This is a genomic window from Ectothiorhodospiraceae bacterium BW-2 (assembly GCA_008375315.1).
Taxonomy (GTDB): Bacteria; Pseudomonadota; Gammaproteobacteria; order Thiohalomonadales; family Thiohalomonadaceae; genus BW-2.
Genome location: CP032507.1, coordinates 351,989 through 377,769, shown reverse-complemented (window position 1 = coordinate 377,769; position 25,781 = coordinate 351,989). Strand labels below are relative to the sequence as shown.

General features: G+C 53.4%; 20 protein-coding genes and 3 pseudogenes. 12 read left to right on the top strand and 11 right to left on the bottom strand.

Annotated elements, in window-relative coordinates; translation table 11 throughout:
* The 5 genes from hisD to D5085_01680 are packed head-to-tail and all read right to left on the bottom strand — an operon-like array spanning position 1 to position 4,024.
* On the bottom strand, positions 1-1,296 hold the full coding sequence (gene hisD, locus D5085_01700) for a histidinol dehydrogenase (protein ID QEP41965.1): 1,296 nt from the start codon (positions 1,294-1,296) through the stop codon (positions 1-3).
* Positions 1,297-1,298: 2 nt separating this feature from the next.
* On the bottom strand, positions 1,299-1,976 hold the full coding sequence (locus tag D5085_01695) for an ATP phosphoribosyltransferase (protein QEP41964.1): 678 nt from the start codon (positions 1,974-1,976) through the stop codon (positions 1,299-1,301).
* Positions 1,977-2,003: 27 nt separating this feature from the next.
* Positions 2,004-3,290 (bottom strand): UDP-N-acetylglucosamine 1-carboxyvinyltransferase, encoded by a 1,287-nt coding sequence (gene murA, locus D5085_01690; protein QEP41963.1) that lies wholly within the window; start codon positions 3,288-3,290, stop codon positions 2,004-2,006.
* Between the two features lie 6 nt (positions 3,291-3,296).
* On the bottom strand, positions 3,297-3,557 hold the full coding sequence (locus D5085_01685; protein ID QEP41962.1) for a BolA/IbaG family iron-sulfur metabolism protein: 261 nt from the start codon (positions 3,555-3,557) through the stop codon (positions 3,297-3,299).
* A gap of 11 nt (positions 3,558-3,568) precedes the next feature.
* Positions 3,569-4,024 carry a cytochrome c gene (locus tag D5085_01680; protein QEP41961.1) on the bottom strand — a complete coding sequence of 152 codons (456 nt, stop codon included), beginning with the start codon at positions 4,022-4,024 and terminating at the stop codon, positions 3,569-3,571.
* A gap of 216 nt (positions 4,025-4,240) precedes the next feature.
* On the opposite strand from D5085_01680, the gene lysS reads away from it, so the two are divergent.
* Positions 4,241-5,752, top strand: coding sequence for a lysine--tRNA ligase (gene lysS / locus D5085_01675; GenBank protein ID QEP41960.1), 1,512 nt, complete (start codon positions 4,241-4,243; stop codon positions 5,750-5,752).
* A gap of 190 nt (positions 5,753-5,942) precedes the next feature.
* Here lysS and D5085_01670 read toward each other — a convergent pair.
* Positions 5,943-6,233: pseudogene (locus D5085_01670) on the bottom strand (hypothetical protein).
* 660 nt (positions 6,234-6,893) lie between these two features.
* On the bottom strand, positions 6,894-7,184 hold the full coding sequence (locus D5085_01665; GenBank protein ID QEP41959.1) for a hypothetical protein: 291 nt from the start codon (positions 7,182-7,184) through the stop codon (positions 6,894-6,896).
* Here D5085_01665 and D5085_01660 point away from each other — a divergent pair.
* Positions 7,184-7,513, top strand: coding sequence for a hypothetical protein (locus D5085_01660; protein ID QEP41958.1), 330 nt, complete (start codon positions 7,184-7,186; stop codon positions 7,511-7,513). The genes D5085_01665 and D5085_01660 overlap by 1 nt on opposite strands.
* 171 nt (positions 7,514-7,684) lie before the next feature.
* Here D5085_01660 and D5085_01655 read toward each other — a convergent pair.
* Positions 7,685-8,200 (bottom strand): annotated as a pseudogene (locus D5085_01655) (hypothetical protein).
* Positions 8,201-8,460: 260 nt separating this feature from the next.
* Between D5085_01655 and D5085_01650 the strand changes: the two are divergent.
* Positions 8,461-8,982 (top strand): hypothetical protein, encoded by a 522-nt coding sequence (locus D5085_01650; GenBank protein QEP41957.1) that lies wholly within the window; start codon positions 8,461-8,463, stop codon positions 8,980-8,982.
* A gap of 36 nt (positions 8,983-9,018) precedes the next feature.
* Positions 9,019-11,484 carry a DUF1566 domain-containing protein gene (locus tag D5085_01645; protein QEP41956.1) on the top strand — a complete coding sequence of 822 codons (2,466 nt, stop codon included), beginning with the start codon at positions 9,019-9,021 and terminating at the stop codon, positions 11,482-11,484.
* 124 nt (positions 11,485-11,608) lie between these two features.
* Here the strand turns inward: D5085_01645 and D5085_01640 are convergent.
* The 3 genes and pseudogenes from D5085_01640 to D5085_01630 all read right to left on the bottom strand — a co-directional run bounded on the left by D5085_01640 (position 11,609) and on the right by D5085_01630 (position 14,900).
* Positions 11,609-11,902 (bottom strand): annotated as a pseudogene (locus D5085_01640) (hypothetical protein).
* A 535-nt stretch (positions 11,903-12,437) separates the two neighbouring features.
* A complete protein-coding gene (locus D5085_01635; GenBank protein ID QEP41955.1) occupies positions 12,438-12,989 on the bottom strand; it encodes a hypothetical protein in 552 nt (183 codons plus the stop codon).
* 198 nt (positions 12,990-13,187) lie between these two features.
* Complete coding sequence (locus D5085_01630; GenBank protein QEP41954.1) at positions 13,188-14,900, bottom strand: hypothetical protein; 1,713 nt, start codon at positions 14,898-14,900, stop codon at positions 13,188-13,190.
* A gap of 649 nt (positions 14,901-15,549) precedes the next feature.
* Between D5085_01630 and D5085_01625 the strand changes: the two genes are divergently transcribed.
* From D5085_01625 to D5085_01590, 8 genes are all read left to right on the top strand, one after another.
* A complete protein-coding gene (locus D5085_01625) occupies positions 15,550-15,849 on the top strand; it encodes a hypothetical protein (protein QEP41953.1) in 300 nt (99 codons plus the stop codon).
* Between the two features lie 203 nt (positions 15,850-16,052).
* The gene (locus D5085_01620) at positions 16,053-17,027 is read left to right on the top strand and encodes a CRISPR system precrRNA processing endoribonuclease RAMP protein Cas6 (GenBank protein ID QEP41952.1); all 975 of its coding nucleotides are present in this window, start codon (positions 16,053-16,055) and stop codon (positions 17,025-17,027) included.
* A 171-nt stretch (positions 17,028-17,198) separates the two neighbouring features.
* On the top strand, positions 17,199-17,519 hold the full coding sequence (locus D5085_01615; protein QEP41951.1) for a type II toxin-antitoxin system RatA family toxin: 321 nt from the start codon (positions 17,199-17,201) through the stop codon (positions 17,517-17,519).
* Between the two features lie 2 nt (positions 17,520-17,521).
* Positions 17,522-17,833 carry an RnfH family protein gene (locus D5085_01610; protein ID QEP41950.1) on the top strand — a complete coding sequence of 104 codons (312 nt, stop codon included), beginning with the start codon at positions 17,522-17,524 and terminating at the stop codon, positions 17,831-17,833.
* Between the two features lie 110 nt (positions 17,834-17,943).
* Entirely contained in the window at positions 17,944-20,640 is a 2,697-nt protein-coding gene (locus D5085_01605) for a sulfotransferase family protein (GenBank protein ID QEP41949.1), read from the top strand.
* A gap of 429 nt (positions 20,641-21,069) precedes the next feature.
* Entirely contained in the window at positions 21,070-22,389 is a 1,320-nt protein-coding gene (locus D5085_01600; protein QEP41948.1) for a TolC family protein, read from the top strand.
* Complete coding sequence (locus D5085_01595) at positions 22,376-24,553, top strand: ATP-binding cassette domain-containing protein (GenBank protein QEP41947.1); 2,178 nt, start codon at positions 22,376-22,378, stop codon at positions 24,551-24,553. The genes D5085_01600 and D5085_01595 overlap by 14 nt, the downstream gene beginning before the upstream one ends.
* Positions 24,543-25,757 carry an HlyD family efflux transporter periplasmic adaptor subunit gene (locus D5085_01590; protein ID QEP41946.1) on the top strand — a complete coding sequence of 405 codons (1,215 nt, stop codon included), beginning with the start codon at positions 24,543-24,545 and terminating at the stop codon, positions 25,755-25,757. Before D5085_01595 ends, D5085_01590 begins: the two co-directional genes overlap by 11 nt.
* Positions 25,758-25,781: the final 24 nt, after the last annotated feature.

Here is a 25,781-nt window from a genome sequence, read left to right as displayed (position 1 = left end):
CTAGGTTCGGCTAAGCCGATACTCTGCCGAACGGGCGTGCGCTGTCAACCCCTCTCCCCGCGCCATAATGGAGGCGCTATGGCCAAGGGTAGCGGCTCCGGCAGCGGAGCAGAAGATCAGGGAGGAGCGCTTTTGAAAATCGTAAACCCCTAAGGGGGAGGAGAAGCGAGCGGTGCGCGAGGTAGGCAGCACATGGTTAGGGCCGGCGCAGTAGTCACCTAATGCTTCAGCGCTATAGCGCCCCATAAAAATGGCACCGGCGTGGTGGATCTGTGGCAGTAGTGCTTCGGGATCGGCAACCGATAGCTCTAAATGTTCCGGAGCGATAAAGTTGGCGACCTTCACTGCCGCCTCCATATCGGGCACCTCAATTAAGAGACCGCGCTGCTGTAGCGAAGTGTCGATAATCTCTCTACGCTCCATGGTTGGCAGTAGGCGATCGATGCTAACTCGCACTTGGTCGATAAAGGCGCTATCGGGGCAGATGAGAATCGACTGGGCATCCTCATCGTGCTCTGCTTGGGAGAAGAGATCCATCGCGATCCAGTCGGGATCGGTCTGGCCGTCACAGAGGATAAGAATTTCAGAGGGGCCGGCGATCATATCGATCCCGACCGTCCCAAACACCATCCCCTTGGCGGTGGCGACGAAGATATTGCCGGGGCCGACGATTTTATCCACCTTAGGCACGGTTTCGGTACCGTAGGCGAGCGCGGCAATCGCTTGGGCACCGCCGATAGTAAAGACTCGATCCACTTGAGCGATAGCCGCCGCGGCTAAGAGCAGAGGATTGACCTCGCCTGCGGGCGTAGGCACCACCATAATCAGCTCACCGACAGCGGCGACCTTGGCCGGTATGGCGTTCATAAGGACTGAGGAGGGGTAGGCCGCCTTACCGCCGGGGACATAGAGCCCGGCTCGCTCTAGCGGGGTGATCTGCTGTCCTAGCACAGTGCCATCGGCTTCGGTATAGCGCCAAGAGTGCTGTCGCTGGCGCTGATGGTACTCTCTTATTCGCTCTGCCGAGAGCTCTAACGCCTGTCGCTGCTCGGTCGGTAGGCCCTGTAACGCCGTCTGTAGCCGCGATAGTGGTAGCTCTAGTTCGCTCGCGTGGCCGATAGCCATGCGATCAAAGCGGTTGGTATAGTCGATGACGGCGCTGTCGCCTTCGGTTTTGACTCGGTGCAAAATCTCCCGTACTGTCTGATTGACGCTCTCATCAGAGACCCCCTCCCAAGTCAGTTTCTGCTCTAGTTGGTGCCAAAATTGAGTGTCGTTATAGTTAAGTTGCTGCATGGTTACGGTTCTCCAGTGGATCGAGTGGCAGAGGTGTGGTCGTCGAGACCTTGTCGAATCTGGCTAATAATGGTGTTTAGCTGCTCAAAGCGGGTCTTCATCGACGCTTTGTTGACGATAAGGCGAGAGGAGATATCGGCAATATGCTCCAGAGGTTGCAGGCCGTTGGCTTTGAGGGTGTTGCCGGTATCGACCAGATCGACAATTAGATCGGCTAGCCCGACTAACGGCGCTAGCTCCATCGAGCCGTAGAGTTTAATAATTTCGACCTGCTGCCCCTTCGAGGCGAAGAACTTTTCGGTCGATTTGACAAATTTCGTCGCGACTTTGAGCCGATTGTGGCTTAGGGGGTGATCGACCCGACCGGCGGTCATGAGGCGACAGCGGGCGATACCTAAATCGAGCAGCTCAAACAGCCGCTCCCCCCCCTGCTCTAACAGTACATCTTTGCCGGCGACGCCTAGATCGGCCGCCCCATACTCGACATAGGTGGGCACATCGGTGGCGCGAATCATCACCAGTTTGACATCGTCGCGGCTGGTATCGAGAATCAGTTTGCGGCTGGTTTCGGGATCATCGATAGGTTCAATACCGGCTAGCGCGAGCAGCGGTAGGGTCTCTTTAAAAATGCGCCCTTTAGAGAGGGCGATACGGATCGGGGGGGAGGGGGGTTGACTCATCGTATATTGGATCACAATCGTTAAAAGCTAAACGGAGAGGGTGCCACTATGGCCGGGGAGGCGACGAATAGTGGCACCGAGTTGGGTCAGTTTCTCTTCGATACACTCATAGCCGCGATCGATATGGTAGATGCGATCAACGATAGTTTCGCCCTCTGCCACTAGCGCAGCTAGCACCAGCGAGGCCGAGGCGCGTAGATCGGTCGCCATGACCGGTGCGGCGGTGAGTCTATTGACGCCGGTAATGGTGGCCGTATGGCCTTTGAGCCGAATTTTCGCTCCCATACGAACCAGCTCCTGGACATGCATAAAGCGGTTTTCGAAGACCGTTTCGTTAATAATTCCACTCCCTTCGGCAATGGTGTTTAACGCGGTAAATTGCGCCTGCATATCGGTCGGAAAGGCGGGGTAGGGGGCTGTATCGACACTGACTGCGATCGGCCGTTTACCCGCCATATCGAGGCTAATCCAGTCACTACCGCACTCAATGGTCGCTCCCGCCTCACGCAGTTTATCTAGCACCACCGGCAGCAGGGTCGGATCGGTCTGTTTCAGCTTAACCTTGCCGCGACTAATCGCGGCGGCGACTAGGTAGGTACCGGTTTCGATTCTATCGGGCAGCACCCGATAGTGGCCACCGTGGAGCGCGGTTTGACCATAAATAGTCATCGTATCGGTGCCGGCTCCGCGAATATCGGCCCCTAGACGGTTGAGAAAGTTGGCCAGATCGACCACCTCCGGTTCGCGGGCGGCGTTACGAAGGGTTGTGACTCCCTCGGCTAGCGTCGCTGCGGCGAGCAGATTTTCGGTACCGGTGACGGTGACTAGTTCCATGGTAAAGTCGGTCCCCTGTAGGCGACGACCGCGAGTGGTGGCGTAGATATTGCCATTACGAACCTCAATGTCGGCCCCCATCGCCTTAAGACCATCGAGATGGATGTTGACCGGACGGGTACCGATAGCACAACCGCCAGGCAGTGATACCTCAGCGTGGTGAAAGCGGGATAGCAGCGGCCCAAGAACTAGAATTGAGGCACGCATCGTACGAACTAGCTCGTAGGGGACGCAACTACTTAACTTATCACTACTGTAGAGCTCTACCGCCATCTGCTCATTGACCACCACCTCAGTGCCGAGATTACCGAGCAGTGCTAAGGTGGTGGTAATATCGTTTAGGTGGGGAACATTGGCAATTGCGACCGGTTCGGAGGCGAGTAGTGAGGCGATTAAGATCGGCAGGGCGGCGTTTTTGGCACCGGAGATGCGAATCTCTCCCTCTAATGGGCCACCGCCCTGTATATGTAGTCGATCCAAGGCCGGTTAGCTGTCACTGATTGGGAATGAGAGCGCCTTCTGCCTCTCGGACGGGGTGTGGCAGTGGATATTGACCGCATGCAGTTCGCCACTGGTAATATAGTCGGCCAGCACCTTATAGACCGAACGCTGCTTATTGACAGCGCTCATACCGGCAAACTGTTCGCCGATGACGGTCACATTAAGGTGGCCACTGTCACCACTGACGCTAACTTCGCAGTCGTTAAAACTCTGACGCACAATGTCGGCGACCTGTTCAGGTTGCATCGCTCTCTCCTCTACTTCTCTTTGTAGTCGTCGTGGCACGATTTGCAGCTCTTACCGACAGTGGCAAACGCCTCACCGATGAGCTTACGATCACCGCTGCCGCTCACCTGCGCTAGCTCGGCTGCTCCCTGCTGGAACTGCTCCATCTTCTGGCTAAAGTCGTCGAAATTGTCCCAAATCGCCTCTTTAGCAGCCGTCTTACCCATCACCATCTCATCGGGGTAACCGCGTAGCTGATTGATGGAGGCGACAGCGGCGAGATCGCTAGCATATTGACGAAACTGCGCCTCATTCCAAGGAATCTTATTTTTTAACATATCGCCCATCGGTTTAACATTAGCGACAATGAGCGCCATAGAGGCTTGACGATATTTAATGGCAGGGTGCTGATCGCCGTCGGCTAGCGCAAGGGGGGGGGTCGCTAGTAGGGCGGTGAGGGTTGTTAGGGCTACAAGCGGTTTTAACATAGTCGATTCTCCTAAAAAAAGTTAAGGGGCGGTTAGGTTGGGCCTGAGTTGAGACTCCGTGGCCCCGAAAGGCGCTATGGTGGACGCAATAGGCGCTAAACTCAAGAGTTAGAGCCGTTTTTAGTCCATTTTAGTTGCACTAACCCTTGTCAAATTGGGGGGGGATAGCGACAATGGCGCTCTTTAGATGTTTAGACATAAGGAGCGAAGGCACCGATGAGTGACGCGACCCCCCCTAACGAGAGTCAGGATGAGAATCGACTAATTGCCGAGCGGCGAGAGAAGTTGCAGCGACTGCGACAGCAGCAGCCGGTCGCTTTTCCGAACCAGTTTCGGCGCGATAGCTACGCAAAAGAGTTACAACAGCGCTATGAGTCGTATGATAAGCAGCAGCTGACGGAGGCTGCCGTCGAGTGTCGGGTGGCCGGGCGCATGATGGCCAAACGGATTATGGGCAAGGCGAGTTTTCTGACCGTGCAAGATATGAGCGGTTCGCTACAGCTCTACATTCAGCGCGAGGCGGTGGGGGAGGCGTTCTATAACGATGCCTTTAAGCACTGGGATATTGGCGATATTGTCGGTGCGGTTGGGGAGCTGTTTCGTACCGGTAAGGGGGAGCTATCGCTACGGGTAGCGAAAGTTGAGTTACTGACCAAATCGCTGCGACCGCTACCGGAGAAGTTTCATGGTCTAAGTGATCAGGAGACTCGCTATCGCCAGCGCTACCTTGATCTGATTGCGAGCGAAGAGAGTCGGCGCACCTTTACTCTGCGCTCGAAAATTGTGCAGTTTATCCGCGATTTTATGAACCGGCGCGACTTTTTGGAGGTCGAAACGCCGATGATGCAGATGATTCCCGGCGGGGCGACAGCTAGGCCGTTTATTACCCACCATAACGCCCTTGATATCGATCTCTATCTGCGTATCGCCCCAGAGCTCTATCTAAAACGGCTGGTGGTCGGCGGTTTTGAGCGGGTCTATGAGATTAATCGTAATTTTCGCAATGAGGGGCTATCGTCGCGCCATAATCCCGAATTTACTATGATTGAGTTCTATCAGGCCTATGCCGATTACCACGATTTGATGGATTTAACCGAGACGATGCTACGAGAGTTGACCCAAGCGCTACTTGGCACCACCACGATCGAGTATCAGGGGGAGCGCTACGACTTTGGTCAGCCCTTTAGTCGCATGACAGTGCTAGAGTCGATTCTGCACTTTAATCCCGCTTTGAGTTTAACGCAGCTACAAAATGAGACGACAGCGCGTCAAGTGGCGCAACAGTTGGGGATTGTGTTGCAGCCCTACTACGGTTTGGGCAAGGTGCAGATTGAGATTTTTGAGAAGAGTGTGGAGCACCGTCTGCAGCAGCCGACCTTTATTACCGCCTATCCGACCGAGGTCTCCCCGTTAGCGCGGCGCAGCGATAGCGATCCTTTTGTGACCGATCGCTTTGAGTTTTTTGTCGGTGGGCGTGAAATTGCCAACGGTTTCTCTGAGTTAAATGATCCTGAAGATCAGGCCAGTCGCTTTAAACAGCAGGTAGAGGAGAAGGAGGCGGGTGATGAGGAGGCGATGCACTTCGATGCCGACTATATCACCGCACTAGAGTATGGCCTACCGCCGACGGCCGGGGAGGGGATCGGGATTGATCGGTTAGTGATGCTATTAACCGATTCGCCATCGATTCGCGATGTGCTGCTATTTCCGCACATGAAACACGCTTAACACTCCCTATCGCTAGCCATAACCAAAGACCCGTTTATACGGAATTTTTTATTTTTTCTTGTTACGCGATATGGTTCCCCTCCAACTCCCCCGCTGGGGGAGGCGGAGAGGGAAGGCGAGGGAGTCATGCCTCATGAGGGTGAGGAGACGATGAACAATGCCCAGGTTTCGTAGGTAAGGTCTAACCGTTTCAGGCGGTGAGGCGATAGACGATAAACATCGCCGCTGCCGTTAATCCCATCGACCAAAACATAAACCGGTCAATCCGCTTGGAGAGTTCGGTAAAGCGCTGGTCGGCTCGCTCAAAGCGCTTGTCCATCTGTTCAAATCGCTTGTCAACTTGTGCAAAGCGCTCATCCATCGCCTTTTGCATTGCTTCGAAGCGTTTATCCATCTGTAACTGCATCGCCTCAAAGCGCTCATCCATTGTCTTTTGCATCTGCTCAAAGCGCTTGTCCATCTGCTCAAAGCGCTCATCCATTGTCTTTTGCATCTGCTCAAAGCGCTCATCCATTGTCTTTTGCATCTGCTCAAAGCGCTTGTCCATCTGCTCAAAGCGCTCATCCATTGTCTTTTGCATCTGCTCAAAGCGCTTATCCATTGTCTTTTGCATCTGCTCAAAGCGCTTGTCCATCTGCTCAAAGCGCTCATCCATTGTCTTTTGCATCTGCTCAAAGCGCTTGTCTATCTGCTCAAAGCGTTTCTCCATCTGCTCAAAGCGCTTGTCTATCTGCTCAAAGCGCTTGTCTATCTGCTCAAAGCGTTTCTCCATCTGTTCAAAACCGAGTTGCATCAGCTCCTGTTGTCGCGATAGCTTCTCCTCGACGCGCACAATCCGTTCCCGAATCTCTATTTCGTATTTGTGATCATAGTTGGCTGCGGTGAGCGAGGGGATCTGAAAGAGGGGCTGGGGGGAGTGTTGCATCATCTCCATAATCACCTCTTTAATCAGCTCTCTATCTTCGGCAACGGTAGTCATGCGTGGGTATCCTCTTTGGGGTAATAGCGGCTATTGGCTAATTATATATCGTTTATCTGAATCGGCAACCGCTGGACTAAAGAGGGGGGAGGCTCAATAGGGGTTCAATAACCGTTGTGGAATCGTCTAAGGAGGCTGAATGGGTTATAGGGTCTAACCGTTTCAGGCGGTGAGGCGATAGACGATAAACATCGCTGCTACCGTTAATCCCATCGACCAAAACATAAACCGGTCAATCCGCTTGGAGAGTTCGGTAAAGCGCTGGTCGGCTCGCTCAAAGCGCTTGTCCATCTGTTCAAATCGCTCATCCATTGTCTTTTGCATCTGCTCAAAGCGCTTCTCCATCTGCTCAAAGCGCTCATCCATTGTCTTTTGCATCTGCTCAAAGCGCTTGTCCATCTGCTCAAAGCGCTCATCCATTGTCTTTTGCATCTGCTCAAAGCGCTTGTCCATTGTCTTTTGCATCTGCTCAAAGCGCTTGTCCATCTGCTCAAAGCGCTTGTCCATCTGCTCAAAGCGCTTGTCCATCTGCTCAAAGCGCTCATCCATCGCCTTTTGCATTGCCTCGAAGCGTTTATCCATCTGTAACTGCATCGCCTCAAAGCGCTCATCCATTGTCTTTTGCATCTGCTCAAAGCGCTTGTCTATCTGCTCAAAGCGCTTCTCCATCTGTTCAAAACCGAGTTGCATCAGCTCCTGTTGTCGCGACAGCTTCTCCTCGACGCGCACAATCCGTTCCCGAATCTCCATTTCGTATTTGTGATCATAGTTGGCTGCGGTGAGCGAGGGGATCTGAAAGAGGGGCTGGGGGGAGTGTTGCATCATCTCCATAATCACCTCTTTAATCAGCTCTCTATCTTCGGCAACGGTAGTCATGCGTGGGTATCCTCTTTGGGGTAATAGCGGCTATTGGCTAAATTATATACCGTTTATCTGAATCGGCAACCGCTGGTTCAGGCGGTGAGGCGATAGACGATAAACATCGCCGCTGCCGTTAATCCCATCGACCAAAACATAAACCGGTCAATCCGCTTGGAGAGTTCGGTAAAGCGCTGGTCGGCTCGTTCAAAGCGCTTGTCCATCTGCTCAAAGCGCTCATCCATTGTCTTTTGCATCTGCTCAAAGCGCTTGTCAACTTGTGCAAAGCGTTCATCCATCGCCTTTTGCATGGCTTCGAAGCGTTTATCCATCTGTAACTGCATCGCCTCAAAGCGCTCATCCATTGTCTTTTGCATCTGCTCAAAGCGCTTGTCCATCTGCTCAAAGCGCTTGTCCATCTGCTCAAAGCGCTTGTCTATCTGCTCAAAGCGCTTCTCCATCTGTTCAAAGCGCTTGTCTATCTGCTCAAAGCGTTTCTCCATCTGCTCAAAGCGCTTCTCCATCTGTTCAAAACCGAGTTGCATCAGCTCCTGTTGTCGTGATAGCTTCTCCTCGACGCGCACAATCCGTTCCCGAATCTCTATTTCGTATTTGTGATCATAGTTGGCTGCGGTGAGCGAGGGGATCTGAAAGAGGGGCTGGGGGGAGTGTTGCATCATCTCCATAATCACCTCTTTAATCAGCTCTCTATCTTCGGCAACGGTAGTCATGCGTGGGTATCCTCTTTGGGGTAATAGCGGCTATTGGCTAATTATATACCGTTTATCTGAATCGGCAACCGCTGGACTAAAGAGGGGGGGAGGCTCAATAGGGGTTTAATAACCGTTGTGGAATCGTCTAAGGAGGCTGAATGGGTTATAATGCCGAAAGCGTACTAAACAAGAGGGTCATTTTTATGAAAACAGCCGTAGTAACCCATATCGCCTTGGTGGCGACACTCCTGACAACTCCAGTGGTCGTCATCGCCGAGCCGCGCTGGGTGAGCGAACCAAACTATGACACCCATTACAACGGTGCCTCCTCCTGCGTTAATGAGCAGCAGGCCCCCACGGCGGCCATGGCCGAACAGATGGCGTTAACCTATGCCCGTCGTGAGCTGGCTCAATCGTTGGCGGTACAAGTTGAGACGAGCTTTGAACAGATGCTCACCGCCACCGGTAGCCCGAACAACTCCACTATCAAACGGGCCGTTAAAGATCATATTCAAATTGAGACCAGCGCCCTGCTTCGTGGTAGCCGCGTAGCGGCCAAGTGGCGAGACCGAAGCCAAAAGCAGATATGTGTTTGGGTTGTGCTACAACAGCAGCAAGTTGAGCAGATGACGCAACGCCTTTTCGCGCAGTTACCACCGCTCAGTGACCAATCACTTTGACCTCATTGTAGAGGATAAGAGAGGAGAGATAGAGAGATGCTACCCCTACCCCTGCCCCGGCTGCTACTACGGTTATTGCCACTGTCACTGCTGCTATTGTTATTACCTGTAACTATCACCCAAAGCGCCACCACTACCCTAGAGACCTGCTCCTTAAACCACCGTTTGAACTTTAGTGCCGCCGAACGGGATACTAACAAGATGGCGCAGCGTATTGAGAGCACCGAGGGGGTGACTCGCGAGCAGCTAACGGTGATAAAACAGAGCCTTAGCCGCTGTCAGGCGAGTGTTGATGCCCATATTAGCGAACTGACCGCACAGATAAACGCCCTAGTGCAGCAGAAGCAGAATCTGCTACAAAACAGCGATATAGAGAAGATAGGCCAACAGATAGCGGCCAATCGCCAGAGCCGAACCGATATCGAAGCGGAGCTTGATAAACAGCTCCAATCTACCAGCTACCGTGGGCTCTACATGGCGATACTCCCCTATCAAGGCTTCATTCCGCGCAAAAACGACCTCATTCAACAGGCGCAACAGGCGATTACCCCTCAGGCTAGCGCTGATCTAAACGGTATCTTCATCCGCTCAGTGACCGACATCACCACCACCAACCACCAGACGACCCTAAAAGACCGCATCACCAGCCGTCTCAGTGGCACGATGACTATCGACCACACCTTCTTGGCCGAAACGGTAACTGCCGCCCGTAAGCTCTACTACCTAGTTAAGGTTGCCGTGACCCCGCTACAGGGCAAACCCGACAGCGCCACCAGTGCTAGCGGTAGCGGTGCCAAAGTGGTTAATATTGCCGCCGATGATTGGGAGCAGCAGCTACAACAACAGGGTGCCGACGCCCCCCGCATCGAAGCGGTGAAAGCGGTGCGCGAGCAGGCGCTGCGTACCATTGAGTTACAAAACAACAACCAGCGTACCAGCGACCAACAGGTGCTGAGCGAGACTCAGCGCAAACTACAGCAGGTTGACCAGCGCATTGCCACCTTAGAGCAGGAGATTGCCGCTAAACGCGCCACCCTACAGCGGATTTTGCAACAAAACGACCAGCGCTGCGCCACCTCACCTGAGGCGTGTATTGGTACCGCTACCACGGCGATTGATGAACAGATTGCCGCCCTTAAAGACAATATTATGCAGATTAAAGAGCAGCAACTCTTCTATCGCGACACCACCGTTCGTTTAGAGGGGACTCAACCCTACCACGACATCGCCACTCAGGCGCTCGGCGTACTGGCGCAACTGGAGAGCAGCTATACCCGCGATGAGCGAATTATGGAGCTGACCATGATTGAAAATGGCATTTTGACTAACTACGAGCGCCATAAAGATACTCCGGTTACCCGCGAGTTGGAACGCTTTTGGCTCTACCTGACCCCGACTGACAATGTCGCCGATACTTTTGGGGTTACGGTGGTGAGTCGGTTTCGGATGAGCGATGAGATTCGCCAACGCTTTAAGCAGGCGGCAACGACTCAACGGGTGCAGACGCCACAGGCCGCCGTTGCGCCGCCGGCTCCTGTCGCACCACCCAAGGTTGCGCAGGCCTACTTAACCGTGCGCAGTAATGTCAGCGGTGATACTGTCTGGATAGAGAGTAGAGCAGTCGGCCCAACCGGCCGCCACGCCCATCCACTCACCCCAGGGAGCTATACCATCAAAGTGACCAAGCCCGGCTATAGCGACTGGCAACAGCAGGTGACCCTAGGTCGCGGCGAGCGAGAGACCCTGAGGGCTGTGCTGGTAAAACAGGAGACAAAAGCAGAGATTGAGGCAAGAGCAGCGGCTAAGGCGAGAGCAGAGGCAGAAGAAGCTAGGGCGAGAGCAGCGGCAAGAGCAGAGGCAGAAGCTAAGGCTAAGGCAAGGGCAGAGGCAACGGTAGCATCATTGACAGCAGCAGCGGCAAAAACAGCGGCTGAGGTGGTGCCGGAGGCAACAAAGAGCGCTCTGATAGATAACCGCTACCGTGATAATGGCGATGGCACTGTGACCGATGTGGTTACTAAACTAATGTGGCAGCGCTGTCTTGTCGGTCAGCATTGGAGTGGCAGTGGCTGTAGGGGTGAAGCTGGGGAATTTGGGTGGAAGGATGCTAACAATATGGGAAAAGGGTTTTTTGGAGGAAGGTCTGAACCGTGGGCCTCGGCGGTCAAATTTGCCGGCCACACCGACTGGCGCTTGCCAACCATTGAGGAGCTAAACTCGCTAGTTTACTGCTCAAGCGGAGAAACCGATGACGGAATGGGCGATGGCAGTCGCTACCCCTTTGCCGGAATGGAAAATCAAGACGGATGTGATGGCGACTATCAACGCCCAACCATTAATCTGCAAGCTTTTCCTGATACGCCAAGCTCGAATGTCTGGTCGGCTTCGGCCTTTGCCGGCAATAGTGACGGTGCCTGGAATGTCTTTTTCGGCTATGGCGGCTCCCCCTACTACAACCGTTCCAACTCTTACGGTGTGCGGCTGGTTCGTAGCGGACAGTGATTTTGTTTTTTTATTTTTTAGAGCCTTCCCGCCGCATAGCTCTCTAAATTGTGAACATCGCTGTCTCGCTACTGTTAATTGTTCCTGCCCGTTCCGTCCCGTGCGCTGATAAGGCCTAACCGTTTCAGGCGGTGAGGCGATAGACGATAAACATCGCCGCCGCCGTTAATCCCATCGACCAAAACATAAACCGGTCAATCCGCTTGGAGAGTTCGGTAAAGCGCTGGTCGGCTCGCTCAAAGCGCTTGTCCATCTGTTCAAATCGCTTGTCAACTTGTGCAAAGCGCTCATCCATCGCCTTTTGCATTGCTTCGAAGCGTTTATCCATCTGTAACTGCATCGCCTCAAAGCGCTCATCCATTGTCTTTTGCATCTGCTCAAAGCGCTTGTCCATCTGCTCAAAGCGCTTGTCCATCTGCTCAAAGCGCTTGTCTATCTGCTCAAAGCGTTTCTCCATCTGCTCAAAGCGTTTCTCCATCTGCTCAAAGCGTTTCTCCATCTGCTCAAAGCGCTTGTCTATCTGCTCAAAGCGCTTGTCTATCTGCTCAAAGCGTTTCTCCATCTGCTCAAAGCGCTTCTCCATCTGTTCAAAACCGAGTTGCATCAGCTCCTGTTGTCGCGATAGCTTCTCCTCGACGCGCACAATCCGTTCCCGAATCTCTATTTCGTATTTGTGATCATAGTTGGCTGCGGTGAGCGAGGGGGCCTGAAAGAGGGGCTGGGGGGAGTGTTGCATCATCTCCATAATCACCTCTTTAATCAGCTCTCTATCTTCGGCAACGGTAGTCATGCGTGGGTATCCTCTTTGGGGTAATAGCGGCTATTGGCTAATTATATACCGTTTATCTGAATCGGCAACCGCTGGACTAAAGAGGGGGGGAGGCTCAATAGGGGTTTAATAACCGTTGTGGAATCGTCTAAGGAGGCTGAATGGGTTATAGGGTCTAACCGTTTCAGGCGGTGAGGCGATAGACGATAAACATCGCCGCTGCCGTTAATCCCATCGACCAAAACATAAACCGGTCAATCCGCTTGGAGAGTTCGGTAAAGCGCTGGTCGGCTCGCTCAAAGCGCTTGTCCATCTGCTCAAAGCGCTCATTCATCGCCTTTTGCATTGCTTCGAAGCGTTTATCCATCTGTAACTGCATCGCCTCAAAGCGCTCATCCATTGTCTTTTGCATCTGCTCAAAGCGCTGGTCTATCTGCTTAAAGCGCTCATCCATTGTCTTTTGCATCTGCTCAAAGCGCTTCTCCATCTGCTCAAAGCGTTTCTCCATCTGCTCAAAGCGTTTCTCCATCTGTTCAAAACCGAGTTGCATCAGCTCCTGTTGTCGCGATAGCTTCTCCTCGACGCGCACAATCCGTTCCCGAATCTCTATTTCGTATTTGTGATCATAGTTGGCTGCGGTGAGCGAGGGGGCCTGAAAGAGGGGCTGGGGGGAGTGTTGAATCGTCTCCATAACCACCTCTTTAATCAGCTCTCTATCTTCGGCAACGGTAGTCATGCGTGGGTATCCTCTTTGGGGTAATAGCGGCTATTGGCCAATTATATACCGTTTATCTGAATCGGCAACCGCTGGGCTAAAGAGGGGGGATTCAAACCGTGCTTTTATAGGTGCTCATCTGTTAATCTCTCTATCAACGGAGAACGAATGACCGACAAAACGCCATGAGCCATTGTGCTGGCCTTGTTCATCGTTTCGTCAGGCCGCCATCGCTAGCACAGGCTTAGAGTCCGGCTTTACTCTTTTTTGTGCGGGGCGCCGAGGTAGATCAACCTGATTGAGCAGGTAAGCAAATAGACTGTCATGCGGCCGCTGAAACAAGCGTTGTGCCGGAGTGTCATTTCCTGCTGCGTTATGATAGTTGTGTACGATAGTTAGTGCAGAGAGCCTCTCATCGCTGAGTCGGTGCAAAGGGTGATGCCAAAGCGCCAAGTGGCCATTGCGCCCTTCCACGGCAGAGCTGGAGCGCTGGAACAGGTCAGCGCACTCATTGGCTACGGCGTCAATTTGTGCCCTTTCTTGCTCAGGTAGTGACATAATGGGGTGTTCGGATTGGCGTAAGGGTTCGAGCAACGCCTGACTGGTAGCGGCGATCGGTTGGGCTTTTTCTGCGGTGGTCATTCTCTGAGCTACCCGTTGAAGGTAGAGCGCCGGAATAAGCTGATCATGAATAGCATCTGTTATCTCCTCGTTGAGATCGAGTTCCTTCAGTCGGGTATTCATCGTCTCAGTCACAAAGCAAAGCGTCTGTTGCATTGCCGGGAGTAGGCGCTCAGCCTTCTCAATAGAGGCGATCACTTTATCGCCTAAACCATAGCGATAGACTAACGATTTTAGCCGTTCCATGCGCTGTCGAATTAAGTCGATGCGCTCTTCTGGCGGTAACCCTGTGCCTTTTTGCAAGTCGACTAAATGGTAGTCTGAACTGATGCCGTTGAGCTCATCTTTGGCTTGCTGATAGTCGCGGGCGATTTGCTCGAAAGCGCGTTGTTTTTTATCAAGAACGGCTTGAGCCTGCTCCAGTTTGGGTTGATGGTTAGCGGGTCTGCCGGGGCCTCTCTGCTCAGTCTGTTGCCTCTCTATCCGGTCTTCCCAAGAGTTGACTCTTGTCTGAGCACTATCGAGTTCTGTCTGGCATTCGCTATATTTTTGTGAAAAACGCCGAAAAAGTGTTTTGGCTATTTCGTGGAGTAGGTGAAAAAGATCGGGACTGTGATTGGCCTCGTAATGTTTGGCATGGCTGATGAGGCCTTTGGCTTCATCACTGGTCGATTGAATAACCTTCATAGTCAGCTCGTTAATCGACTCATCTACCGCCTTATTCCAGGTATCGGCGCTACGATCTGCTGCATATTGCTCCACAAGGATATAGCCGCTCACCGCTTCCATCGCCACTAAGCAAATGTCAGGATGAAAGGTCTCATCTTCGATCAAACTGATAGGCTTTACCGGCGTTTGGCTGCGGTGGGCAACGGCCTGTTCGCGTTGCTCGGCTCCATAGCTAAGGATTTTCTGTTCAATTGGCTGGGCAACGGCTTGCTGAGCCCCCAGTGAGTTAGCCACAAAAATATCTAGTCCACTGAGCTGAATCATTTGCATCACGCCCCGCAGACCATGCGGTTGATAACTCAGCACAAAGTGAAGTGTAATAATCAATCGATGCAGAAACGCAATTCCATCCGGGTGCTCAAAAAAGTCAGCCACCACCGGTGAGCAAGGCAGCGACTCTTTGCGCTGACGCCAGTGACGCAGTGTGGTGCGAGGAATGTCCAAGTGCTGTGCAATGTCGGCTTCACTCAGCTCCTGAGTCATTTGCTCGTATTGCTCTAACAGTTGGGCAATGTCTATACGGCTACGGCGCGGTTTCTGCTTGGGATTTGCGACCGATTCAGTTACACTTGCTTCTGACATGACACTTCCTCTTTTGTGGCGATAAATGGTTTTCGTCAACAGATTTTACGCCTCATGAGTGTATGTGTCATGTCTCTTGTAAAATTGGGCAAGCTGCCGGTTTGTGGCTGTCCCTGACGAAACGATGAACAAGGCCATTTATGGCCTTATTCATCCCTTTGTCAGCCCCCCTCCAACCCTCCTCCCGCTGCCCCGCTAGGGGAGGTGGAGAGAGAAGGCGAGGGAGTCATGCCTCATGAGGGTGACGAGACGATGAACAATATCTGGGTTTCGTAGGGGCGGGCTTGAAACCCGCCCCTACACGCCGTGGATTACCGGAAGTGGAAATGGTGGTCTAAAAAGCACGGTTTGAATCACGCTTGGTTGGAGGGGCATAATAGAAATCGCAAGGGTAACGAGACGATGAACAAGGCCTTATTTATGTCTATCGTAATAGCTAATTACCCTCGTATCTCTTCTTTGTGAGTTTGTCCAACCCTAACTCTCTTCACTAGAAAATGAGATAGCAACAATCTCCCCCCCCCCCCCCGCGTTACATCGAAATACAACTTTGATTTAAATATTATTAACGACATACAGCTATATAGAGAGGGAAATAGATATGCCATGCCGTTGGAGTGATGAGAATGAGGAGAGGTTGATAAAACGAATGCAGCAGCAACGGGAGCACTATTTGTCTAATATTCAAAGAGTCAACGATGATCCTACCCAACAACAACCCATTGACAATCAATGCCACAATAGCGAAATATCTTCACTTTTATGTGAAGCGATGCAAGTTTTAGAGCGGCATCAGATGCTAATTTACACATCACCACAACTTCAAAAGTGGTGGCAAGAGCATAAAATGCGAGATAGAGAAAAAGAGTGCTTAGAGGTAGAGATAGAAGTTGAAGCGGCCAAGTCGGAAGAGGCTAACAATCGATCAATACTAACGCATAAAAAATGACCTGATACCTCTCTCTTTTAGTCGGTTACGCTTGCTTTTTCGCCTTCCACTTCCACTTCCACTTCCATAATCAAGGGCCACTCTCTATACCTCTTAGGTGACAGAGCAGAGCATCACAACCTTGTGACAATAGCTAATAGAGGCTCTCAATGGTAGGATGGCTTCCCGTTAACCGCAATAGCTAAACAGAGACAGCAAAAAGTATGAGCCATCCTGAGACCCTACCAGTAGCCCGATACCGTTTTGAGATCCAATTTAACGCCCCCTTGCAACTTAATTGGTATGGCGGCTCAATGCTCAGAGGGAGCTTCGGCCATGCGCTGAGGCAGATTAGCTGCATGACTCGTGAAGCAGAGTGCGACGGGTGTCTGTTACAACAGGGCTGCCCCTACCCGCACATTTTTCAACCTATCGCTAATCTAGCCACACAAAAGAGCTGGAGCGGGCGTTTTGGTAACATTCCGCCCCCCTATGTCATCGAAGCGCCACTCCCTGGAATGCGTTATCTGCAGCCGGGGGAGTCGCTCTGCTTCAACATGGTACTCATTGGCCAGGCAGCGATAAAACAGCTATCGCTACTTATCTTCGCGTGGCAGCGGGCATTTCAGCGCGGAATCACCCCACAACGAGTTGTAGGTGAGCTGGTTCGGGTCAGCTACCTAGCCGAGGCGCTTGAGGAGGAGGGAGTGACCCTATTTGCCCCTAGCGAGGGGATGATCACTCTCGATAAACCGGAGCCGCCGTTAAGTGCCATGAGACCCGATAACGAGCGTTATCGTAGTGAAGGGGGAAGGCTGTCGCTATTGACGCCGCTACGGATTAAGATCGATGGCCGAGTTCAGGGGCAAGAGTTGAGTGCCGAGAGGCTCTTAACCACCCTTTTACGGCGCTACTGGCTTTTGTGTCAGCTCTATGGCACCTCCCCCACGCTCGAACCCTCCTTTCCCGTGCGGGAGGAGATGGCAAAGATCGAGACTGTCACCCACTTACAACATTACGACTGGTGTCGCTACTCTAACCGCCAACAGCGGCGGATGAACCTAGGTGGCATGATGGGAGAGATCGAACTACGGGGGGAGCTAGGGCCTTGGTATGAGTTACTCCATTTAGGGCAGTGGCTCCACATCGGGGGCCAGACCTCATTTGGGTTGGGGGGGTATCGCTTAGCCCCCTTATGATGATGAAAAACTTGCCATACTAAAGTAATAGCGTATGAGAGCAGCGTATCCGCTTATGCAACCTGCTGACGATTTTGTCGTTTAATCCCGCTAGCAGTGGCTGGGTCAGTTGGCAGGGGGAGACCTTCCTTGAGTGAGTCAGCTGCATGAGCTGTTAATCGCTCCAACATTATGCTACCGTTTGGTGCGATGCTGCTGCTGCTCTATGCCGGTTGGGGGTTGCAGCGACAGCTCGTTAGTCAGCAGCTAGTTGAGGAGAGTGAAATCAGAATGCGACTGGTGAAGGGGCCATTTAAGCACCTCGATGGCCACTGGTGCTTTATCGCGCTACCGCAGCAGGGGTGTCAAATTCTACTCGATATTGAGTTTGAGTTTGCGAATCGTCTTATCTCAATGGCGCTCGGGCCGGTGTTTAACCCTATCTGTCATACGCTGGTGGATGCTTTTGTGAAACGCGCTGCCCAAATCTATACCGCAGAGGATAAAAATTAACTATGACACAGATGTTACAAGTTGAGGTGGTCTATGCGTTAGCACAGCAGCAGTCACTACTGACGCTGGAGGTCGAGCAGGGCACTACCGTTGAGGCGGCGATTCACCAGTCGGGAGTGCTACAGCGCCATCCTGACATTGACCTACAGCAGAATAAGATCGGTATCTTCAGTAAAGCGACCACGCTGGATCAGATTTTAAGAGACAGAGATCGAATCGAAATCTACCGCCCGTTAATTGCCGATCCAAAACAGGTGCGTAAAGAGCGTGCCGCCGCCGGTAAAAAGATGAAAAAGGGGGCAGGAGAGGAGTAGAGCCGTTATGCAGTAGCGGTTATCAGAGGTTGGCAACCATACTCCGGTCACCTGCTAATTGCACAACGCCAATTTTTTTGGTGCAATGAAAAATCACTACAGAGTCGCCGATGCAAGTTTTATCTAATCTCAACCACTACCGCCAACTGGCGGATCAACAACAGTTTGAACTCTTGCTGACTGAGGCCAAAGTCGCGTTTGCACAGCATCAGCAACACGCGTTACTGCCACTCATCGCCTTTGCCCATGCTCAGCTAGGGCAGCGACAACTGGCGGAGAAGGCATTGAGCCAACTGGCGGCTAGCGACTATCAGCCTGACTTAGAGGAAGAGGTCGATCTGGCCGGTGCCTGGCTGCTGACCGGTCGGATTCAAAAGGCGACCGCCCTGTTACAACGGGTTATTGCTACTAACCCAGATCATGCGCTGGCACTGGCACGACTGGCATTTTGCCACTGGCAGCAGGGTGATTTAGAGCAGGCACTGCAGCACTACTACCGTTCGGTGGAGCTACAGCCGCACCGAATCCCGATCTGGACTGCCTTGACACGCATCGAAATGCAGCTACAACACTATCCGGCGGCAGAGCTGGCACTGGCGAACAGCCGCCAGCAGCTACAGAGTCAAACCGGTACTCTGTCACAGCCGGTGGCGCAACTGTTGCGCGATCAACTTAACGGCTTGCAGCTAGAGCTATGGGTCGCCACTAATCAGTTAGCCGCAGCGGAGGCGTGGTTAACCGAACAGCAGTCAATAATGGCCGAGGCGCAGTGGGTTAACGTTGTGGTTGGCTTTGCTACGGTACTAGCTAACGGCGATCGCCACGCCGACGCCGAAAACGCCCTGCGCGAAGCACTAAAAGGGCTCCCCGATAACCCTGAACTGCTCGGTCAACTGGCAGAGTTGGCACAAATACAGGGTCGCAGTGGTCAGGCGGTGCAACTGTTGCGTCGCAGTTTACAACTGGTGCGTAAAAATCAACAACCGCTCACCGATCAAATATCACTGCATATCCGCTTGTCACAGGCGGCGCTGCACCAGTTTGATCAACTGGCGCGACAGTCGGCGGAAAAAGCAACGGAGCTGGTACAGCAGCTGAGTGAGGGTGAGGAGACGCCGGCAGCACTCATTCGTCAACTGACCCTGCAAGCGAAAAACGCGCTGGCACAGGTCGAGAGTGATGCGCAGCACTACGATACCGCCGAAACCCTGTTTAACCAAATACTGGAGGAGAATAGCTGGTTTCTGCCGGCGTTGCAGGGGCTGGGGCAACAGCAGCTGCAACGGGGGCGGATTGATGAAGCCATTGCCCTGTTTGAGCGGATAAAAGAGATTGACCCCGCCAAAGGGGTCGCCTCACTGATGAATGCCCGCCAGCTACCGGATGATCCGGCGGTACTCGACCGCATGGAAAAACTGGCGCACCGTCCCACCCTAGAAGGCTCCGTGCGCAGCGGGATTCTGTTTCAGCTCGCCAGTGCCCGTGAAAAACGCGAAGAGTATGATCAGGCGATGGCATTAGTCAATCAAGCCAATGCTGCCAGCCGTAAGTTTCTTAAGTACGATCCCAAAGCGCATCGCCAACGCTGTGCGCGTATTCGACACGCCTTTCCCAAAGCACTGTTTGAACATCGCAAAGAGTGTGGTTACCGCGGTGAGGATAAGAGCCTGCCGGTGTTTGTGCTGGGTATGCCGCGATCCGGCACCACACTGGTAGAGCAGATCCTCGCCAGCCACAGCCAGATATTTGGTGCCGGCGAGCTGGGTATCATTCCGCAGCGGATTCAGGGTCTCAATCGCTGGGAGCGCCATATCGGTTCGGGGCGGGAGTATCCCGACTGTATCGATGATCTGACCCCCTATGTGGTTAACGGCATTGCCGAAGGGATAATGACAGAGCTAAAACAGCTGGCCGCCAATGACAAACCCGAAGCGAAACATATTGTCGATAAGCTGCCGCACAACTTTGAGAATGTCGGCCTAATTAAGTTTCTCTTGCCGGAGGCTAAAATTATCTCAGTGCGGCGTGATCCGCGCGATATTGCCCTCTCTAACTACTTTACCGACTATCAGGCCAAACATGGTGGGATGGGCTTTGCCTACGATATGGAGTGGATTGGGCAGCAGCTGGCGGATCACAATTTACTCATGCACCACTGGCGACAGATTTTTGGTGATGAGATTTTAGACATTCACTACGAAGCGGTGGTGGAAGATACCGAAGCGGCAGCGCGACAGATGCTAGACTACATCGGCGTTGAGTGGCAGCCGCAAGTGCTTCACTTTAACCAGTTAGATCGGCCGGTGAAAACAGCATCGGTGTGGCAGGTACGCCAGCCGATCTACCAAACCTCCAAAGCCAAATGGATGCGCTATCAGGATCATCTAGCGCCATTGATTAAAGGCACCAATGCCAAAATCGACTGGGAACCGATCACCGATATGGTGACGCTACCAACGCCCGGCATCTTTACCGACGGCATTGCGCTGTATAAAGACGATCAACTCGATGAAGCCGAATATGAGTTTAAAAAGGTACTGCACCACCTGCCAGAGCATGCGGCAGCCAACTTTATGGTCGGGTTAATCTATGTCCGCAAAGGCCATTTGACTGAAGGCGTTGTGATGATGGAAAAGGGGCTGGAAAAGTGCCCATGGAATCGCAACTGGCGGCAGGACTTGATTCAGGCATTGGGGCTAAATGGTAATCATGACAGAGCCGAAGCGTTGCGTCGTGAGCACAAACCGGACGATGAGAACGAAGCACCGTTACCCGATTTGGATCAGTTAACAGCTTCGGCGTTATAGCACTAGCGGGCTGGTGAAAGAGAGTCCAAACCTGCGAACAAAGATCTGCGCTCCCTCGTTAACCTGAAGAGGCTCAAATCCTGCCTGTCGATGCAGCCAGCGCACCATACCGGGGCGCTGCCACTTTTCGTTATCCGCTGTAGTGTGTAGCTGATGTAGCTGGTCTCGATCTGCCGCTAGACGGGTTTGTCATTATAGGTCGGATCACGGGTTAGCGAGATACCTTCCGGACATTCCCTTTTGTTGTTATGCTGAGATGATGGTATTCTCCATGACCTGTAGTGAGCAGTAGCAATAACAGATACCCCAGCCAGATTAGAGGAGGTGATATTATGCAACAAGCAGTTATAACCATAGATGAATCGAGAGAACGAATTGCCTGGAAACTGCTATGAGCCATTTTGACTAGGTTTTTAGGAGCAGTTATTGATGCTGAAAAAAAGATATCAGTTGTTGTTAAGCCTGCTGCTTATTTCGCTACAGATTAACGCAGCGCTACAGGATGATAGTGCGACCGTTGTAGTAGCAGAAGAGAACACAGCTCAGACAGCTCACCTCCCTGCCGAGATGACTGTCGCGTCACTAGAGGGGCTGAAACAGGCCATGCTCATGACACTAACCCACCATCCGGCACTACGGGGTAAGACGGCAGAGATCGCTGCTGCTGAGGCGGAGGTCGCCTCGGCAAAAGCCGCACGCTACCCGACCGCGATGGTGCAGGCGGGGGTTGATGATAGTGGCGATTCGCTCGGTGCACTGCAGCTGACCCAACCGCTGTGGGCGTTTGATAAGATCGACAGTAGTATTCGTTATGCTCAACAAGATCAACGCGTGCAACAGGCCGATAAGGTGCGAATCTGGCAGCAGCTACTGGAGCAGACTGCGACCGCCTATCTCGATATTACCGGAATCAGGCAACGCATTACTCTGAGCGAAGCCAATATTGTCGCCCATCAGCAGCTCTATGAGCAGATTGTTAGTCGTCAACAGGGGCAGATGGCGAGTGAGGCCGATGTGGTATTAGCCCAATCACGCATTATTGATGCCCAAAGTCATCTGAGTCAGCTGCAGGGGGAGCTGCGGTTAGCCGAAAATGAGCTCATCTCCCTGACTCAGATAGCTGTTGATAGCACCCTACCGGTGAGTGTAGCAGGGTTAGAACGCCACGATGAGGCGCAGTTGTTAAACGCAATCCTAGCGCGTAGCGCGCTGTTAGCCTATAAAGAGCAGCAGCAGCAGCTCGCAACGCAGAGCATTGAGCGCGAGCGGGTCGCCCGCTATCCGACGCTGTCGCTACAGGCGGTACAGCATCTAACCGAGAGCAGCGACTACGACACGCAAGCGCTGCTAAGGGTGGAGGGGAGCCTGGACGGACTCGGACTGAGCGCCCGGGGCAAAATTGCAGCGGCTGAGGCGCGGCGGCAGGCGCGTCTGTACGACTGGGAGGTGAGCCGTAATGAGCTGCAACGCAAAGTGCAACATCTGTTAGCCACTCAAGCCCAGCAACAGCAGTTGGTGACAGGTTATCAACAGTCGGTACAGGCGCTACAGCAGACGCTCGACTCCTATCAGCGTCAGTATCGTTTTGGTAAAAAGTCGTGGTTGGAGCTGCTTAATATGCAGCGCGAAGTGAATGAACAGCAGCTAAAGCTGGCCCAAGCCGGGAGTGAGTGGCTCAATGCCACCGTCACACTCATGGTGTTAGCGGGTGAGTTTGATTCGGTTATGGCGGGTAGTGATTTTGAGTGAAACCACCCCGAACGCGCCTCTGCCACCGCCGCCAGCTGAGTTACTACAGCAGCTCTTTGCCCTGCTTAAAATTAGCGTGAGCCGAGGGGCTTGGCGTCGTGCAGTGGCGCAGATTGAGCAGACGCTTCCGGCTGAAACCCCACTTCTGCAACGGCTAAATGGCCTGATTAAACAGCTTAAACTGCGTGGTGTACAGCCGGCACAGCTACTTTGGCGCCGCTTTGATCAGCGTAAGCTGCCGGTACTGCTCTGGCTCGATGGCCAGTGGTTATTGGTTGCAGCGGGAGAGGAGACCCCGCGTTTTATAACCGCTGAGGGGGAGACGATAACCCCCGCTGATGCAGCGTTGGATGAGGCGGTGGTGCTGTGGCTGCGGGTGCAGCAGCCGGAGGCGGAGACGGCGCTCTTCTCTAGCCGTAATATCGCCGCCCGTATGGTGTGGCGGGCACTGTTTGCCAAAACCGGCTGGCTGCGCGATATTATGATTGCGACATTGGTGATTAACCTGCTGGCGGTCTCCACCTCGCTGTTTGCGATGCAGGTTTACGATCGAGTGGTGCCGACCCTCGCCTATGCCACCCTGTGGACACTGGTGGCGGGCATGGCGGGGGTGGTCGGGCTCGACTGGTTATTAAAGACCTACCGGGCGCGGGTACTCGATAGTGTCGCTAGTCGCGCCGATCGCAGTGTGAGTGCGCAGGTGTTTGACCATCTGCTGCGGCTGCGCATCGATCTGCAACCGAAATCGACCGGTGTGGTCGCCTCGCAGGTCGGGGGGCTCGACAGCGTGCGCCAATTCTTCTCCTCTGGGGTTATTTTCGTACTTATCGATATGCCGTTTGCGCTACTGTTTATCGCCCTTATCGCCACCATTGGCGGCAATATCGCTTGGGTCTATCTGCTTCTGCTGCCGCTGGCGATCCTTATCGGGTTTATCACCCAAATCCGGCTGCGGCGGCTGTTTCAGCAGCAGCTACAGCGCATTCATGAACGACAGGGGATGCTGGTCGATACTCTGCGCGGTGCCGAAACGATTCGCGCCAATAACGCCGGTTGGCGCTTTAATGAGCAGTGGCATCAGCTGACCGAAACCGTGGCGCACTATCATTTGCGCCAAAAGTCGATTAGTAACTTTGCGACGGTGACCACCAGTACTTTGGCGACTTCGGCCTATGTTAGTGCGGTGGTGGTCGGGGTGACCCTGATTGAGGCGGGCAGCCTGACCATGGGCGGTTTGATCGCCTGCTCCATTTTAGGCGGACGGGTCATCGCCCCAGTGGCGCAGGGGATTCAGCAGCTAAGCCACTGGCACTCCGTGACTCAGGCACTACAGATGGTCAATCAACTACTGAAAATAGAGTCGGAGCGGCAGCCGGGGCAGAGACTACTGACGCCGGATCAGCCACCCACCCAAATAGCGCTGGATCGGGTGCGTTTTAGCTACCCTAACTCGCCGGTGAAACAGGTCGATATCGAACAGCTACAGTTTAAAGCGGGCGATCGGGTGATGCTGATCGGATCGGTAGGGGGGGGTAAATCGACCCTGCTGAAGCTGCTGGCCGGTCTCTACCGTCCAACCGAGGGGCGGGTGACATTAGGTGAAGGCGATATGTGGCAGATGGAGCCGCAACTGGTGAATAACTTTGTCGGCTATCTGCCACAGACAGTGCATCTGTTTAAGGGGACACTGCGTAGCAATCTGGCACTATCGGGCGCGGTTGATGATAACCGCTTTCTGGAGGTGTGCCATGCGCTGGGGGTGGATCGCATTGCTGCCGATAATCCGCAGAGTATGGAGCTGGAGATTAGCGAGGGGGGCGATGGCCTCTCCGGTGGTCAGCGTCAGTTGGTGGCACTGGCGCGGCTGATTATGGCGCGTCCCCGAATCTGGCTGATGGATGAGCCGACCGCTTCACTCGATAGTGATAGCGAACGCAACGCTTTAGCGGTTTTGAGCCACTATCTGCGTGAGGAGGATATAGTGCTGTTTGCCACCCACCGTCCGGTGATTGCCGCGACCGTGGCCAATCGGGCTATCGTGATTCAGCAGGGCAAGGTGGTGCAAGATGGCACGCCACAACAGATTCTACAGCAGCTACAGACACAGCGTGTCGCACCGCAAAGGGGGGCGGTATTCGCAGGAGGGGTGAACCATGTGGTCTGAGCTATTTGATGATGAAGAGGTACGCAACCGTAAACGGGCCGAGCGGCTGGAGCGCTATGCTGATCACCACCACTCACGACTGATACTGCTTTTATTGACGGCACTTATCGCTGCCGTTTACTGGGCCAATCGCTTTATGATCGACGAGGTGGCACGCGGACAGGGGGAGGTGATTGCCAGTAGTCGCACTCAGGTGATTCAAGCGGTCGATGGCGGGGTGTTGCGTGAGCTGCCAGTACGGGAGGGAGATCGGGTGGAAGCGGGGCAGGTGGTTGCCCGGCTCGATGAGACCCGCATTGGTGCCGCAGTTAAAGAGATCGAGGCGCGGTTAGCGGCACTACAGGCGAAAGCAGCACGGCTGAAAGCGGAGGTGACCGGTCAGCGGCGGCTCAGCTTTCCGGCGGGCTTAACCGAACACTATAGCGAACTGACCGAGCTGGAGACGGCACTGTTTGTGCAGCGTCGTGACGGTTTAAAGACCGAACTGGCCAATATGAGTGAGGCGGTCGCTTTAGCAAAAGAGGAGCTAAAGCTCATCCGCCAGTTAGAGCAGCGTGGCGACAGTAACCGCAGCGAGGTGATTCGGGCCGAACGGGCGCTGAATGAGGCCGAAGCGAAGCCGATTAACCGCCGTAACCGTTTCTTTGAAGAGGTGAGTAGTGAGCTGGCCAAAATTGAAGATGAGATGGCACAAAACGAGCAGATTCTGACCCAGCGGCGGCAGCAGTTGGAAGATAGTACGCTGATTACGCCATTAAGTGGTATTGTCAAAAATATTGCGATTACTACCGTAGGCGGGGTGCTTCGTAGCGGTGATGCGTTGATGGAGATTGTGCCGGTCGATGATAAGCTACTGATTGAAGCTAAAGTCAGCCCGGCCGATATTGCCCGTATTGCACCGGGGCTGAGTGCGACGCTGCGGCTCGATCCGTTTGACTATACCATCTACGGCGGTGTGGTGGCGGAGGTGGTCTATGTTAGTGCCGATACTTTGAAGGAGAAGGGGGCTAACGGTGAGGAGATCTACTATCGGGTCCATCTACAGACAGCCAGTAGTCAGGTAACCACGACCATTGGCCGTGTGCTGATGCTCACCCCCGGTATGACAGCTCAGGTCGATATTCGTACCGGTGAGCGCAGCCTGATTGATGTGCTGCTAAAGCCGATTCGTAAAACTTTGAGCCAGTCGTTCGGGGAGCGGTAGATTGCGACAGCGTACCATCAATCC